The sequence below is a fragment of the Streptomyces thermoalcalitolerans genome, from assembly GCF_039525155.1.
In the GTDB taxonomy this organism is placed as follows: Bacteria; Actinomycetota; Actinomycetes; order Streptomycetales; family Streptomycetaceae; genus Streptomyces; species Streptomyces thermovulgaris.
The window spans coordinates 63,266-78,486 of sequence record NZ_BAAAHG010000025.1 but is presented as its reverse complement, the minus strand read 5'-3'; the positions used below and the strand labels follow the sequence as shown (position 1 = coordinate 78,486).

Genomic DNA, 15,221 nt, shown 5'->3' with positions numbered 1-15,221 from the left:
GGCGCGCCCGGCTGCGCCACGAGGCGGCCGTCGCCGGGGCGGTCGCCTCCGGCGCCCGGCAGCTGCTCGCCCATGTCGAGGTCTCCGTGGCCCGCGCCGAGCAGGAGCGCGCCGCCGCCGAGGCCGCCAAGGCCCGGTGCGAGCGGGAGCTGGCCGCCGTCCGTGCCGAGGGACGCGAGCTCAAGGCCGAGCTCGACAAGCTGACGGACTCCGTCCACCGCGGTGAGGTGCTCGGCGCCGAGAAGCGGCTGCGCATCGAACAGCTGGAGGCCAGGGCGCTGGAGGAGTTCGGCATCGAGCCGGAGGGGCTGGTGGAGGAGTACGGACCGCACCGGCTCGTGCCGCCCTCGCCGCCCGCCGAGGGCGAGCAGCTGCCGGAGGACCCGCAGCACCCGCGCAACCGGCCGAGGCCCTTCGTCCGCGCCGAGCAGGAGAAGCGGCTGAAGGCCGCCGAGCGCGCCTACCAGCAGCTCGGCAAGGTCAACCCGCTGGCCCTGGAGGAGTACGCGGCCCTGGAGGAACGCCACAAGTTCCTCAGCGAGCAGCTCGAGGACCTCAAGAAGACCCGGGCCGACCTCCTCAAGGTCGTCAAGGAGGTCGACGAACGCGTCGAGCAGGTCTTCACCGAGGCCTACCGGGACACCGCCCGCGAGTTCGAGGGCGTCTTCAGCCGGCTCTTCCCCGGGGGCGAGGGACGTCTCGTCCTGACCGACCCCGACAACATGCTGACCACGGGCGTCGACGTCGAGGCCCGTCCGCCGGGCAAGAAGGTCAAGCGGCTGTCCCTGCTCTCCGGCGGCGAGCGGTCGCTGACGGCCATCGCACTGCTCGTGTCGATCTTCAAGGCCCGCCCGAGCCCGTTCTACGTCATGGACGAGGTCGAGGCGGCCCTGGACGACACCAACCTCCAGAGGCTGATCCGGATCATGCAGGAGCTGCAGGAGACCTCGCAGCTCATCGTGATCACGCACCAGAAACGCACCATGGAAGTGGCGGACGCGCTCTACGGCGTCTCCATGCAGGGTGACGGCGTGTCGAAGGTCATCAGCCAGCGGCTGCGCTAGCCGCGCGGTACGGACCCGCGGCTCGACGTACGCCTCCAGCTCCTCGTCGACCGGCGCTGGCCGCGCGGTACGGACCCGCGCCCGGGCTCCTTGTCGCCCCGACCTCCGTGTCATGAACCCTGCATGTCTTCGCATGTCCTCACGGCTTCCCACGGCTCCGGGGCAGCCGAGTCAGGTATACCGCTCGACTACAAAACGTGAACACATGTCTGCCCGGCGGAGCGAAGAACGTTCGTTATCACTGCGATATTGACTTCGACTCTTGAACGAATAGTCTCTGCAGCGTTGTTTTTACGTTCAGCTCTCGTCTGGAAGAGCTGATCCCCCGCCGGCAGCGCTGCCGGTGTGCCCGAGGAGTTATACGTGATCATCACAGAGCAAGCCCCCAGGCCAGGAGCCGATACGGCTCACCCCGAACATCTCGGGCACGTCGTCTTCATCGCGGCGTCGGCCGCCATGGGCGGCTTCCTCTTCGGGTACGACAGCTCCGTGATCAACGGTGCCGTCGAGGCCATCCGTGACCGCTACGCCATCGGATCCGCGGAGCTGGCCCAGGTCATCGCCATCGCTCTGATCGGCTGCGCCGTCGGCGCCGCCACCACGGGCCGCATAGCCGACCGCATCGGCCGCATCCGGTGCATGCAGGTGGCCGCGGTCCTGTTCGCCGTCAGCTCCATCGGCTCGGCCCTGCCCTTCACCCTGTGGGACCTCGCCCTCTGGCGTGTCGTCGGAGGCTTCGCCATCGGCATGGCCTCGGTCATCGGCCCCGCCTACATCGCCGAGGTCGCCCCGCCCGCCTACCGCGGCCGCCTCGGCTCCTTCCAGCAGGCCGCGATCGTCGTCGGCATCGCCGCCTCCCAGCTGGTCAACTGGGGCCTGCTGCACGCCGCCGGCGGTGATCAGCGCGGCAACCTGATGGGCCTGGAGGTCTGGCAGGTCATGCTGGGTGTGATGGTCGTCCCGGCCGTGCTGTACGGACTGCTCTCCTTCGCCATCCCCGAGTCCCCGCGCTTCCTGCTCTCCATCGGCCGCCGCGACCGCGCCCGCGCGATCCTCGCCGAGGTCGAGGGCAAGGGCGTCGACCTCGACGCCCGCGTGGCCGAGATCGAGCAGGCCATGAAGCGCGAGCACAAGTCCTCCTTCAAGGACCTGCTCGGCGGCAGCTTCCTCTTCAAGCGGATCGTCTGGATCGGTATCGGCCTGTCCGTCTTCCAGCAGTTCGTCGGCATCAACGTCGCGTTCTACTACTCCGCGACGCTGTGGCAGTCGGTCGGCATCAACCCGACGGACTCGTTCCTCTACTCGTTCACGACGTCGATCATCAACATCGTCGGCACCGTGATCGCGATGATCTTCGTGGACCGCATCGGCCGCAAGCCGCTCGCGCTCATCGGTTCGGCCGGCATGGCCGTCAGCCTGGCCCTGGAGGCCTGGGCGTTCTCGCACCCGCTGGTCGACGGCAGGCTGCCGGCCACCCAGGGCCTGGTCGCCCTGGTCGCCGCTCACGTCTTCGTCCTCTTCTTCGCCCTGTCCTGGGGTGTGGTCGTCTGGGTCCTGCTCGGCGAGATGTTCCCGAACCGGATCCGTGCCGCCGCCCTGGGCGTGGCCGCCTCCGCCCAGTGGATCGCCAACTGGGCCATCACCGTGACCTTCCCGTCGCTGGCCGACTGGAACCTCTCCGGCACCTATGTGATCTACACGTTCTTCGCGGCGCTCTCCGTCCCGTTCGTCCTGAAGTTCGTCAAGGAGACGAAGGGCAAGACGCTGGAGGAGATGGGGTAAGCCCCGGCACAGACTCGAGGAGAAGGGCTTTCCAGTCCCCGCCGCCCCTCTCCTCGACCCGTTCGCCGCCCCGTCCGGGCCGCCACCCGGACGGGGCGGCGGTTTTTGTTGCGCAGGGCACTGCAGGGCACCGTATTCCGGTTGGCGGGCTCTGCCGGTGAAGGAGCTGGTGAAGGGGAGAAATGCCGGGACGTGCCGGTACGGTCCGGCCGTGGACCGGGGCCGTCACGATCCGGCCGGAACCGGCCCGTGCCCCGGCCGGGGAGAGGCACTTCCGCGTGTATCTCCATACGTCTCCCCGCATATGAAAGGACGTATGAGATCCACGCGCGGGATCCACGGGCGCGACTCGTCCCACCCTCTTTTGATCGACTCATATATTTCCGCGGTGTTTGTCTTCTGGGGGAAGGCGCAAACCCCTCAGGCCGGAAACCATGGCTGATACTGGCAGGGTTATGGAAACCATCATCCTTGCTGTAGTCATCGCCGTGGTGGTGCTCGGCGCACTCGGCGGGCTCATCGTCGCCGGCAGGCGAAAGAAGCCGCTGCCCCCGCCGCCGCCCTCGCCTCCCGACATCACCGCCCCTCCGGCCGAGCCACATGTGGGCGAGGAGGCCGAGACGCCGCGCGAGGAGCCGCGGCGGACGATCGAGGAGGTGGACCTGCCCGACGGGTCGCCCCCCGTCGCCGTCGAGGAGCCGCCCGTCGAGGAGCTTCCGGCCCCCGCGATCGAGGTGCCGGAGCCCACCGCCGGCCGTCTGGTACGGCTGCGCGCCCGCCTTGCCCGGTCGCAGAACGCCCTGGGCAGGGGTCTGCTCACGCTGCTGTCCCGTGAGCATCTCGACGAGGAGACCTGGGAGGAGATCGAGGACACCCTGCTGACCGCCGACGTCGGCGTGCAGCCCACCCAGGAGCTGGTCGAGCGGCTGCGCGAGCGTGTACGCGTGCTCGGCACCCGCACCCCCGCCGAGCTGCGCGGGCTGCTGCGCGAGGAGCTGCTCACGCTGGTCGGCCCCGACATGGACCGCACCGTGAAGACCGAGCCGGACGCCAGCAAGCCCGGCATCGTGATGGTCGTCGGCGTCAACGGCACCGGCAAGACCACGACGACCGGCAAGCTCGCCCGCGTCCTGGTCGCCGACGGCCGCAGTGTCGTCCTCGGTGCCGCGGACACCTTCCGCGCGGCCGCCGCCGACCAGCTGCAGACCTGGGGCGAGCGGGTCGGCGCCTACACCGTGCGCGGCCCGGAGGGCGGCGACCCCGCCTCCGTCGCCTTCGACGCGGTGAAGGAGGGCAAGGAGATGGGCGCCGACGTGGTGCTCATCGACACCGCCGGCCGTCTGCACACCAAGACCGGCCTCATGGACGAGCTCGGCAAGGTCAAGCGCGTCGTGGAGAAGCACGCCCCGCTCGACGAGGTCCTGCTCGTCCTCGACGCGACCACCGGCCAGAACGGCCTGATCCAGGCCCGTGTCTTCGCCGAGGTCGTCGACATCACCGGCATCGTCCTCACCAAGCTGGACGGCACCGCCAAGGGCGGCATCGTGATCGCCGTCCAGCGCGAGCTGGGCGTACCGGTCAAGCTGGTCGGCCTCGGCGAGGGCCCGGACGACCTGGCCCCCTTCGAGCCGGAGGCCTTCGTCGACGCTCTCATCGGAGACTGACCGCCCTTCAGCGGCGAACGCCCGTCCCGGCTCCACCGGGGCGGGCGTTCGCCGTCGACGGGTCCGCGTACCGGGCCGCACTTCCCGGGTGGCCGGGACGAAACCGGGGCCGGGGCCACTTTCGCACCCGTTCACCGGGCTCCGGCCGCGCGCCGCGCCCGGGCGGCGGTCACGGGGCGGCTGCTGCCGCACGGCCATGACCGCACAGACCGTGATGAACCGTGGTGAAGGGGGGCCGGGGGTCTTCCGAACGGCGGTCGTCCGCCCGGCGTCACGTCCGGGAGCGGTGGGCCACGTAGGCCAGGGTGCCCAGGAGGAGGCGGGCCTCGGGAAGGCCGGCGCAGTCCGGGGAGGGCGGGCGGAGCCAGCGGACCGGCCCCCGGCCGCCCCGGTCGGAGGGCGGGGCCGTGAGGTAGGTGCCCGGACCGAGGCCGCGCAGATCGAGCGAGGCGGGGTCGTCCCAGCCCAGACGGTAGAGAAGGGCCGGCAGCTCGGCGGCGGCCCCGGGGGCGACGAAGAAGTGCGCGCGGCCCTCCGGGCCGACGGTCACCGGACCGACGGGAAGGCCCAGACGCTCCAGCCGGGCCAGGGCACGGCGCCCGGCCGGCTCGGCCACCTCGAGGGCGTCGAACGCGCGCCCGACCGCCAGCATCACCGAGGCTCCGGGCATCTCCGCCCACGCCCGGGTCACCTCGTCGAGCGTGGCGCCGGCCGGGATCCCGGGCGCGCACTCCAAGGGGTGGGCGCCCGGCGCCGGACAGTTCGTACGGCCGCAGGAGCACGCACCGCCGACGGCCCGCGCGCCCCGCACCACGTCCCAGCCCCACAGCCCCGTGTACTCGGCCACCGCCGTGCACTCCGACGAGCGGGACGAGCGGTACGACCGGCCGCGCCGCCGCGCGCCGGAGCGGATCTCGCGCATGCCGCCGATCGTGAAACCCATGCCCCCTCCAACGGTTTCACCGCCCCGACGGTTACGAGGCGATGCGGATCGTGACTCTCCGTCTCTGCTTCCTCTCCGGCGCGCTCCCCGGCGCGGCCGGGCCCCGCGGTGTCCGGAAGCGTTCCGCGTGGTGCGCCTCGCGGTGCGCGCCCTCGCACGCACCGCTCCACCCGCGGCTGTCCTGCGTCAAGTGAAGCGCGTCGAACTCATCGGGAGTTCATTCGAAGGGGTGGCGAATGGTGGCGTTTCATGGATCCCCATGGCTGTACGAGTGATCGTGGGATTACTGTAAGTGTGCGAGTCCTGGGGCACATGCACATACGGGTATGCCGGAGGCAAGCCCGGCAGTTCGGGCGAAGAGTGAGAACCGGCGGACGGACAGCCGTATTGACGGGCATTCTGATAGAGCTTGGCGCATTCGGCGACAAGTGGTCTCAGGGATGGGGGCTTTCCAGTGAGCGGCAGCATCGGCGGTGGCGGGACGGGCGTGACGAGCGTGGACAAGCGCCCGAACGAGCTGCTCGCCTCGTGGTTCATGCGCAGCGGCTGGTCCAAGGGCGAACTCGCCCGGCAGGTCAACCGCCGCGCCCGTCAGCTGGGCGCCCATCACGTCTCCACCGACACCTCGCGCGTCAGGCGCTGGCTGGACGGCGAGAACCCGCGCGAGCCGATCCCCAGGATCCTCTCGGAGCTGTTCTCCGAGCGCTTCGGCTGTGTCGTCTCCGTGGAGGACCTCGGCCTGCGCACCGCCCGCCAGGCACCCTCCGCGACCGGCGTCGACCTGCCCTGGACGGGCCCGCAGACCGTGGCCCTGCTCGGCGAGTTCTCGCGCAGCGACTTGATGCTGGCGCGGCGCGGCTTCCTCGGGACCTCGCTGGCGCTGTCCGCGGGTCCCTCCCTCATCGAGCCGCTGCAGCGCTGGCTCGTGCCCTCGCCTCCCTCCCCTCCGCGGGAGCCCGAGCCGCAGACGCAGGCCTCTTCCCGCCGCTTCGGCCGGCTCTCCCGGCCCGAGCTGGAGCTGCTGGAGACCACCACCAGGATGTTCCGGCAGTGGGACGCCCAGTGCGGCGGCGGCCTGCGCCGCAAGGCGGTCGTCGGCCAGCTGCACGAGGTGACGGACCTCCTCCAGGAACCCCAGCCCGAGGCCACCACCCGCAGGCTCTTCAAGGTCGCCGCGGAGCTCTCCCAGCTGGCCGGCTGGATGAGTTACGACGTGGGCCTGCAGCCCACCGCGCAGAAGTACTTCGTCCTGGCCCTGCACGCCGCCAAGGAAGCCGGTGACAAGCCCCTCGGCTCGTACGTCCTGTCCAGCATGAGCCGCCAGATGATCCACCTCGGCCGTCCCGAGGACGCCCTGGAGCTCATCCACCTCGCCCAGTACGGCAGCCGGGACTGCGCGAGCCCCCGCCTCCAGGCCATGCTGTACGCGCTGGAGGCCCGTGCCTACGCCAACATGGGCCAGCCCGGCAGATGCAAGCGCGCGGTGCGCCTGGCCGAGGACACCTTCGCCTACGCCGAGGACTGGGACGAGCCCGACCCCGACTGGATCCGCTTCTTCTCCGAGGCCGAGCTGCACGCCGAGAACTCCCACTCCTACCGCGACCTGGCCTATGTCGCCGGCCGCAGCCCCGCCTACGCCGCACTGGCCGAGCCGCTGATGCGGAAGGCCGTGGACCTGTTCGCCCAGGACCAGGAGCACCAGCGGTCGTACGCGCTCAACCTCATCGGCATGGCCACGGTGCATCTGCTCCAGCGCGAGCCCGAGCAGAGCACGCAGTACGTCACCCGCGCCATGAAGGTGGCCAAGAAGGTTCGTTCCGAGCGTGTGAACACCCGTATCCGGAAGACCGTCGACAACGCCGTACGCGACTACGGGGACTGCGGAGAGATCGTGGACCTCACCGAACAGCTCGCCGTCGAGCTTCCCGAGACCGTCGAGGCCGTCTGAGCCCGCACCATCCCGCCCCTGAGCCCCGGCCGCGGCCGGCCTTCCCCAACTGCCCGACTCGGCTCCCCCATGCCAGGTCATCGGAAGGTCGCCGCGGCCGGTTTCACAAGTGATTCACCTGATTCACCGACACGTAACACACTGGGCGCCTTCGTCACGCCGGTGAAACACCGAGGAGCGTCGGCCGAAACCGTGCTGCGCGAGTCTCGTGGCGCAAAACCGCTCGGCCCGCCCCCTCACACCGACGAGGAGACGCGATGGCATCAGCCGCCGTCATGCTGGCGGCGGACGCGCCCAGGCTGTCGTCCGCCAATACCGGCTTCATGCTCATCTGTTCCGCCCTGGTGATGCTGATGACCCCGGGTCTGGCCTTCTTCTACGGAGGCATGGTCCGTGTCAAGAGCACGCTCAACATGCTGATGATGAGCTTCATCAGCCTCGGCATCGTCACCGTCCTGTGGGTGCTCTACGGCTTCTCGATGGCCTTCGGCACCGACCACGGCTCGCTCATCGGCTGGACCTCCGACTTCGTCGGCCTCAGCGGGATCGGCAAGACGGAACTCTGGCCCGGCACCACCATCCCGGTCTTCGTCTTCGCCGTCTTCCAGCTGATGTTCGCGGTCCTCACCCCCGCCCTGATCAGCGGTGCCCTGGCCGACCGGGTGAAGTTCACCGCCTGGACGCTGTTCCTGGTGCTGTGGGCCACCATCGTGTACTTCCCGGTCGCCCACTGGGTCTGGGGCGCCGGCGGCTGGGCCTACGAGCTCGGAGTGATCGACTTCGCCGGCGGCACCGCGGTCCACATCAACGCCGGAGCCGCGGCACTCGCCGTCGTCCTCGTGATCGGCAAGCGCGTCGGCTTCAAGAAGGACCCGATGCGCCCGCACAACCTGCCGCTGGTCATGCTCGGCGCGGCCCTGCTGTGGTTCGGCTGGTTCGGCTTCAACGCCGGATCCTGGCTCGGCAACGACGACGGCGTCGGCGCGCTGATGTTCGTCAACACCCAGATCGCCACCGCCGCCGCCGTGCTCGCCTGGCTCGCCTACGAGAAGATCCGCCACGGTGCGTGCACCACGCTGGGCGCCGCCTCCGGCGCGGTCGCCGGTCTGGTCGCGATCACCCCGGCCGGCGGTGCGGTCACCCCGCTCGGCGCGATCGCGGTCGGCGCCGTCGCCGGTGTGCTGTGCGCCATGGCGGTCGGCCTGAAGTACCGGCTCGGCTACGACGACTCCCTCGACGTGGTCGGTGTCCACATGGTCGGCGGCATCATCGGCTCCCTGCTGATCGGCTTCTTCGCCAGCGGCACGGGACAGTCCGACGTCAAGGGTCTCTTCTACGGCGGCGGCCTGGACCAGCTGTGGAAGCAGTGCGTCGGCGTGATCGGAGTCCTCGTCTACTCCCTGATCGCCTCCGCGGCTCTCGCCTTCCTCCTGGACCGGACCATCGGCATGCGGGTCTCCGAGGACGAGGAGATCTCCGGCATCGACCGGTCCCAGCACGCCGAGACCGCCTACGACTTCACCGGCGCGGGCGGCGGGGTCGTCACCGCCGTCACCGCCCCGGTCCGGCCCGCCGCGCAGCACGAATCCGCCCCGCGGAGCGGAGCCGCCACGGAGAACAAGAAGGTGGACGCATGAAACTCATCACCGCCGTCGTCAAGCCCCACCGTTTCGACGAGATCAAGGAGGCTCTGCAGGCCTTCGGTGTCCACGGCCTCACCGTCACCGAGGCGAGCGGCTACGGCCGGCAGCGCGGCCACACCGAGGTCTACCGCGGCGCGGAGTACACCGTCGACCTGGTGCCCAAGATCCGCATCGAGGTACTGGCCGAGGACGATGACGCCGAACAGCTGATCGAGGTCATCGTCAAGGCAGCCCGCACAGGAAAGATCGGCGACGGCAAGGTCTGGTCCGTGCCGGTCGAGACGGCGGTCCGGGTCCGGACCGGTGAGCGTGGCCCGGACGCGCTCTGAACAGCACGCTCTGAACGGCACGAGGACGGGAGTCGCCCGGTGAAGAGTGCAGACGTGCGAAACCAGGCGGAGAAACCGGACCCCGGCGGCTACGCGGCGGCCCGGCTGCGCCTGCTCACCGCGGGGGAGCAGTCCGGGCCGCCGCGCCGGGCGGCCCTCGCCGCACTGACCGACGACTGGCTGGCCGGGCTGTTCGACAGAGCGGCCGAGGGGCGGCGGGGCGTCTCCCTGGTCGCCGTCGGCGGCTACGGGCGCGGCGAGCTGTCCCCCCGCAGCGACCTGGACCTGCTCCTCCTGCACGACAACGGGGACGCCGAGGAGATCGCCACCCTCGCCGACCGCCTCTGGTACCCGGTGTGGGACCTCGGTCTCACCCTCGACCACTCGGTCCGCACCCCCGCCGAAGTCCGCAGGGCGGCGGGGGAGGACCTCAGGGTCCAGCTCGGCCTGCTGGACGCCCGGCACCTCGCCGGCGACCGCGGCCTGACGGCCGCACTGCGCACCACGGTCCTCGCCGACTGGCGCAACCAGGCGCCGAAACGGCTCCCCGAACTCCAGGACCTGTGCACCGAACGCGCACGGCGGCACGGCGAACTGCAGTACCTCCTCGAACCCGACCTGAAGGAGGCCCACGGCGGCCTGCGGGACGCCACCGCGCTGCGCGCCGTCGCCGCCTCCTGGCTGGCCGACCCCCCGCGCAAGGGCCTCGCCGACGCCCGCCGCCGGCTGCTCGACATCCGCGACGCCCTGCACCTCACCACGGGCCGCGCCACCGACCGGCTCGCACTGGAGGACCAGGACCAGGTCGCCGCCGAGCTGGGCCTGCTCGACGCCGACGCCCTCCTGCGCCAGGTGTACGAGGCGGCACGCGTCCTGTCGTACGCTGGCGACCTCACCTGGCGGGAAGTGCGGCGTGTGCTCAAGGCCCGTGCCGCACGGCCGAGGCTGCGCGCCCTGCTGGGCGGCGGAAAGTCTTCCGCGGAGCGGTCCCCGCTCGCCGAAGGGGTGGTGGAGCAGGACGGCGAGGTGGTCCTCGCCCTCACGGCACGCCCCGAACGCGACCCCGTGCTCCTCCTGCGTGCCGCGGCCGCTGCCGCGCAGGCCGGACTCCCGCTCTCCCCGCACGCCGTACGGCACCTCGCCGCCACCGTGTGTCCTCTGCCCACACCGTGGCCCGCCGAGGCCCGCGAACAGTTCGTCACCCTGCTCGGCTCCGGCCGCCCCGCCGTCCAGGTCTGGACGGCCCTGGAGGCGGAAGGCCTGATCACCCGGCTGCTGCCCGACTGGGAACGGGTGCGCTGCCGGCCGCAGCGCAACGCCGTCCACCGCTGGACGGTCGACCGCCATCTGGTCGAGACGGCCGTGCACGCCTCCGCGCTCACCCGCCGTGTCGACCGTCCCGACCTGCTCCTGGTCGCCGCCCTGCTGCACGACATCGGCAAGGGATGGCCCGGCGACCACAGCACGGTCGGTGAGACCATCGCCAGGGACGTGGCCACGCGCATCGGCTTCGACCACGCCGACGCGGCCGTGCTCGCCGACCTGGTGCGTCACCACCTGCTGCTCGTCAAGACCGCCACCCGGCGCGACCTGGACGACCCGGCCACCGTCCGCTCGGTCGCCGAGGCGGTCGGCACCCGGAGCACGCTGGAGCTGCTGCACGCCCTGACCGAGGCGGACGCCCTGGCCACCGGCCCGGCCGCATGGTCCTCCTGGCGCGGCTTCCTGGTCGCCGACCTGGTGAGGCGGGTCTCGGCCGTCCTCACCGGGGACGCCCCCGCCGAGCCCGGGCCCGCCGAGCCCACCGCCGAGCAGGAGCGGCTGGCCGTCGAGGCCTTCCGCACGGGCGGCCCGGTGCTGGCCCTGCACGCGCGGCCCGAGCCGCCCGCCGAGCCGTTCGCCGGGGAGCACCCGGGGGAGTACCCGGAGACGCATCCGGGAGGACCGTCGCAGGAGCCCGCGCCGCTCGGCGCCGAGCTGCTGATCGCCGTCCCCGACCAGCCGGGCGTCCTGCCCGCCGTCGCCGGAGTGCTGGCCGTCCACCGGCTCACCGTCCGCACGGCCGGGCTGCGCGCCCTGGACCTGCCGGACGACGTCGGCGACGGCTCCGTCCTGCTGCTGAACTGGCGGGTCGCCGCCGAGTACGGCTCCCTGCCCCCGGCAGCCCGGCTGCGTGCCGACCTCGCCCGGGCGCTGGACGGCTCCCTGGACATCGCCGTCCGCCTCGCCGAGCGGGACGCGGCCCACCGGTGGCGCCGGGGAGCCGCGGCGCCACCGCCCCGGGTCACGGTCGCCCCGGCCGCCTCCCGGCACGCCACCGTGATCGAGGTCCGGGCGCAGGACGCACCGGGGCTGCTGTTCCGGATCGGCCGGGCGCTGGAGAAGGCGGGGGCGCGGGTGCGGAGCATGCACGTCAGCACGCTGGGCGCGAACGCGGTCGACGCCTTCTACGTCACGACGGACGCGGGGGAGCCGCTGCCGGAACCGGACGCGACGTCGATGGCGCGGATGCTGGAGGAGACGCTGCGGGCGTGACGTCCGCCGCTCCGTGTCCGTTGACCAGGGCGTGCTTCCCGCCGCCGCGGGGGTGATCCGGGCGCGCCGGGCCGGCCGGACGGCGTGTCCGGCTGCTCTCCGCAGGTGCGGGGAGGTGTCCTCGCCCACTGGGCCCAGTGGGCGGGGGGAGTTCACTTGCGGAGCCGGATACCCTGGAGGGCAGCCGAGAACGCCCCCTAATCCCGAGGACCGACACCACCGTGTTCGACACTCTCTCCGACCGCTTGTCAGCCACTTTCAAGTCCCTCCGGGGCAAGGGCAGGCTGTCCGAGGCGGACATCGACGCCACGGCCCGGGAGATCCGCATCGCGCTCCTCGAGGCCGATGTGGCGCTTCCCGTCGTCCGGACCTTCATCAAGAAGGTCAAGGAAAGGGCGCTCGGCGCCGAGGTCTCCCGCGCGCTGAACCCGGCACAGCAGTTCATCAAGATCGTCAACGATGAGCTCGTCGACATCCTGGGCGGCGAGACCCGTCGTCTCCGCTTCGCCAAGCAGCCCCCCACCGTGATCATGCTCGCCGGTCTCCAGGGTGCCGGTAAGACCACCCTCGCGGGCAAGCTCGGCAAGTGGCTCAAGGATCAGGGGCACTCCCCGGTGCTGGTCGCCGCCGACCTCCAGCGCCCGAACGCCGTCAACCAGCTCAGCATCGTCGCCGAGCGGGCCGGCGTCGCCGTCTACGCACCCGAGCCGGGCAACGGTGTGGGCGACCCGGTCAAGGTCGCCAAGGACTCCATCGACTTCGCGAAGAACAAGCTCCACGACATCGTGATCGTGGACACCGCCGGCCGCCTCGGCGTCGACGCCGAGATGATGCAGCAGGCCGCGGACATCAGGGACGCCATCCAGCCCGACGAGATCCTGTTCGTCGTCGACGCCATGATCGGTCAGGACGCCGTCAACACCGCGGAGGCGTTCCGCGACGGCGTCGGCTTCGACGGCGTGGTGCTCTCCAAGCTCGACGGCGACGCCCGCGGCGGTGCGGCCCTGTCGATCCGCCAGGTCACCGGCAAGCCGATCATGTTCGCGTCGAACGGCGAGAAGCTCGACGACTTCGACGCCTTCCACCCGGACCGGATGGCCTCCCGCATCCTCGACATGGGCGACCTGCTCACCCTGATCGAGCAGGCGGAGAAGACGTTCAGCAAGGAAGAGGCCGAGAGGATGGCCTCCAAGCTGGCGTCCAAGAAGGGGCAGGACTTCACCCTGGACGACTTCCTGGCTCAGATGGAGCAGGTCAGGAAGATGGGGTCGATCTCCAAGCTCCTCGGCATGCTGCCCGGCATGGCCCAGATCAAGGACCAGATCAACAACATCGACGAACGCGACGTCGACCGCACCGCCGCGATCATCAAGTCGATGACACCGGCCGAGCGCCAGGACCCGACGATCATCAACGGCTCCCGCCGCGCCCGTATCGCCAAGGGCGCCGGTGTCGAGGTGAGCGCCGTCAAGAATCTGGTCGAGCGCTTCTTCGAGGCCCGCAAGATGATGTCCCGCATGGCCCAGGGCGGCGGCTTCCCCGGCATGCCGGGGATCCCGGGCATGGGCGGCGGCCCCGGCCGGGCGAGGAAGCAGCAGAAGAAGGCCAAGGGCAGGCAGCGCTCCGGCAACCCGATGAAGCGCAAGCAGCAGGAGCAGGAGGCGGCGGCCCGCCGCGCCGCGGCCCAGGGCGGTGGCGCCTTCGGGCTGCCGCAGCAGGGCGGTCAGGACTTCGAACTCCCGGAGGAGTTCAAGAAGTTCATGAGCTGAACCCCCTACGGCAGGGGTACGGCGCCGAGGGCGTCCTTCCGCGGAGGGACGCCCTCGGCACATGTGGGGGCGCCGTGTTCCGCAACGGCCGGATGCGCACCGCGCCGCCACCACCGTGTCGCGGTGGCCACGCGGCGGGGGTGCGGGGATGTCCGGTCCGAGGAAGGACGCGAAGGCCCTGGCCGTCTCCGCGGGTGCTCCAAGGGGTCAGGGCGTCCGTGCGATCAGGTAGCGGAAGACGTTCGGCATCCACACCGTGCCGTCGGGCCGCTGGTGGGTGTGCAGGGCCTCCGCCAGTTCCTTGTCGACCTGGTTCCGGTCGGTCGCGGCGATCGCCGCGTCGCACAGTCCCGTGGAGAGCAGTCCGCGCACCGCGCTGTCGAGGTCGGCGTAGCCGAAGGGGCAGGAGATCCGGCCGGAGCCGTCCGGCCGCAGGCCGACGCGGTGGGCCACCTCCTCGAGGTCGTCGCGCCGGGCGGGGCGCCAGCAGCCCGGGCCGCGCGGCGGATCGGCCGGCTTGCCGGCCGCCCGCAGGACGGACGAGGTGGCGCAGCGCTCCGGCGGCCCCCAGCCGGTCAGCACCACGGGTGCTCCCCGCGCGGCGAGCGGTGTCGCCGCGGTGAGCAGGCCGACCAGTTCCTCCACGTCCCCGGTGAGGCAGCCGATCGGCTCGAAGGCGGTCACCAGGGTGTAGGGCGCGCGGTCGTCGGCGGCGTCCTGCGGTGTCCCGTCGACGATCCGGACGGCCGGAGCGTGCGAAGGAGCCGGGGAGGCCGTACGCGCGCGCGTGTCCCACGGCTCCGGCAGCAGCCGCTGCCGGGCGAGGGCGAGCCGTTCCGGGCAGGAGGAGTCGACCCCGGTGACCGTCGCGCCCCTGGACACCGCCAGGAGCAGGGCCAGCCCGGAGCCGCAGCCGAGGGCCAGCATCCGAGTGCCGGTGCCCACGTCCAGCCGTTCGTAGACCGCCTCGTAGAGCGGGACCAGCATCCGCTCCTGGATCTCGGACCAGTCACGCGCGCGTGCACGTGGATCCACGGGGGGTGTCGTCCCTGCGTGACGTCCATGCTGCCGCGCGAGCGTAGATGTCATGGATAAGCGCCCCAATCCGCCGAGAGTTGCCGCTGTGCCCGATTCCGTGGCCCCCGTGCAGTGCGCTCGCACATCCTCGTATGCCAGGTAACTGCGAGCCCTCCCTCGCGTCCAGGGGTCGTGTGCCCCCCGGTTGGCGCCGGAGGCGCCCCGTCCGGGGCCTCACAATCCGGCAACCCGGGGCCGGGCCGGCGTGTCCGGAAGTCGACGGTCCGGTCGGATCGGTGCCCGGAGGCCGGTGGCGCACGCGGTAACGTCGCAGGGGCCGCGGACGCTGACTGAAGCGAGGCCCTCGGGGCCGGGAAGCGACCGAAACGCCTCTTGCGCGTGGCGCGATTCTTCAGCGCCGGCGTGCGCGGCGCGCGCATGCGCCGGTGTGTACCCCCCTTTGCGCACCATCTTGGTAGGAGCTGCGAGGCTTCTCCGTAGATCGGCGCACCCGCCCTCGTCAGGAT

The 15,221-nt window shown here is 71.5% G+C and carries 10 protein-coding genes; 8 read left to right on the top strand and 2 right to left on the bottom strand.

Annotation, left to right across the window (positions count from 1 at the left end):
• The 3 genes from ABD224_RS16350 to ftsY form a co-directional block, all read left to right on the top strand.
• The coding region (locus tag ABD224_RS16350) for an AAA family ATPase (protein ID WP_344050323.1) at nucleotides 1–1,064 on the top strand (1,064 nt) is incomplete at its 5' end.
• Between the two features lie 363 nt (nucleotides 1,065–1,427).
• Nucleotides 1,428–2,846, top strand: coding sequence for a sugar porter family MFS transporter (locus ABD224_RS16345; protein WP_344050322.1), 1,419 nt, complete (start codon nucleotides 1,428–1,430; stop codon nucleotides 2,844–2,846).
• 455 nt (nucleotides 2,847–3,301) lie between these two features.
• The gene (ftsY, locus tag ABD224_RS16340; RefSeq protein WP_344050321.1) at nucleotides 3,302–4,510 is read left to right on the top strand and encodes a signal recognition particle-docking protein FtsY; all 1,209 of its coding nucleotides are present in this window, start codon (nucleotides 3,302–3,304) and stop codon (nucleotides 4,508–4,510) included.
• Between the two features lie 271 nt (nucleotides 4,511–4,781).
• On the opposite strand, the gene ABD224_RS16335 is transcribed toward ftsY, so the two are convergent.
• A complete protein-coding gene (locus tag ABD224_RS16335) occupies nucleotides 4,782–5,453 on the bottom strand; it encodes a bifunctional DNA primase/polymerase (RefSeq protein WP_344050320.1) in 672 nt (223 codons plus the stop codon).
• A 454-nt stretch (nucleotides 5,454–5,907) separates the two neighbouring features.
• On the opposite strand from ABD224_RS16335, the gene nsdA reads away from it, so the two are divergent.
• From nsdA to ffh, 5 genes are all read left to right on the top strand, one after another.
• Entirely contained in the window at nucleotides 5,908–7,401 is a 1,494-nt protein-coding gene (gene nsdA, locus ABD224_RS16330; RefSeq protein WP_344050318.1) for a transcriptional repressor NsdA, read from the top strand.
• A 257-nt stretch (nucleotides 7,402–7,658) separates the two neighbouring features.
• On the top strand, nucleotides 7,659–9,038 hold the full coding sequence (locus tag ABD224_RS16325) for an ammonium transporter (RefSeq protein ID WP_344050317.1): 1,380 nt from the start codon (nucleotides 7,659–7,661) through the stop codon (nucleotides 9,036–9,038).
• Nucleotides 9,035–9,373: a P-II family nitrogen regulator gene (locus ABD224_RS16320; RefSeq protein WP_067395669.1), complete on the top strand. Its 339-nt coding sequence runs from the start codon at nucleotides 9,035–9,037 to the stop codon at nucleotides 9,371–9,373. The genes ABD224_RS16325 and ABD224_RS16320 overlap by 4 nt, the downstream gene beginning before the upstream one ends.
• Nucleotides 9,374–9,412: 39 nt before the next feature.
• Complete coding sequence (locus ABD224_RS16315; RefSeq protein WP_344050316.1) at nucleotides 9,413–11,908, top strand: [protein-PII] uridylyltransferase; 2,496 nt, start codon at nucleotides 9,413–9,415, stop codon at nucleotides 11,906–11,908.
• A gap of 221 nt (nucleotides 11,909–12,129) precedes the next feature.
• Nucleotides 12,130–13,677: a signal recognition particle protein gene (gene ffh, locus ABD224_RS16310; protein ID WP_344050315.1), complete on the top strand. Its 1,548-nt coding sequence runs from the start codon at nucleotides 12,130–12,132 to the stop codon at nucleotides 13,675–13,677.
• 207 nt (nucleotides 13,678–13,884) lie between these two features.
• Here ffh and ABD224_RS16305 read toward each other — a convergent pair whose 3' ends face one another.
• A complete protein-coding gene (locus ABD224_RS16305) occupies nucleotides 13,885–14,766 on the bottom strand; it encodes an SAM-dependent methyltransferase (RefSeq protein ID WP_344050314.1) in 882 nt (293 codons plus the stop codon).
• Between the last annotated feature and the right edge of the window lie 455 nt (nucleotides 14,767–15,221).

What these genes read in the sequence shown, in the direction of transcription:
- ABD224_RS16335 (WP_344050320.1), bottom strand. Translation starts at nt 5,453, where the DNA reads ATGGGTTTCACGATCGGCGGCATGCGCGAGATCCGCTCCGGCGCGCGG.
- ftsY (WP_344050321.1), top strand. Translation starts at nt 3,302, where the DNA reads ATGGAAACCATCATCCTTGCTGTAGTCATCGCCGTGGTGGTGCTCGGC.
- ABD224_RS16325 (WP_344050317.1), top strand. Translation starts at nt 7,659, where the DNA reads ATGGCATCAGCCGCCGTCATGCTGGCGGCGGACGCGCCCAGGCTGTCG.
- ABD224_RS16320 (WP_067395669.1), top strand. Translation starts at nt 9,035, where the DNA reads ATGAAACTCATCACCGCCGTCGTCAAGCCCCACCGTTTCGACGAGATC.
- ABD224_RS16305 (WP_344050314.1), bottom strand. Translation starts at nt 14,766, where the DNA reads ATGACATCTACGCTCGCGCGGCAGCATGGACGTCACGCAGGGACGACA.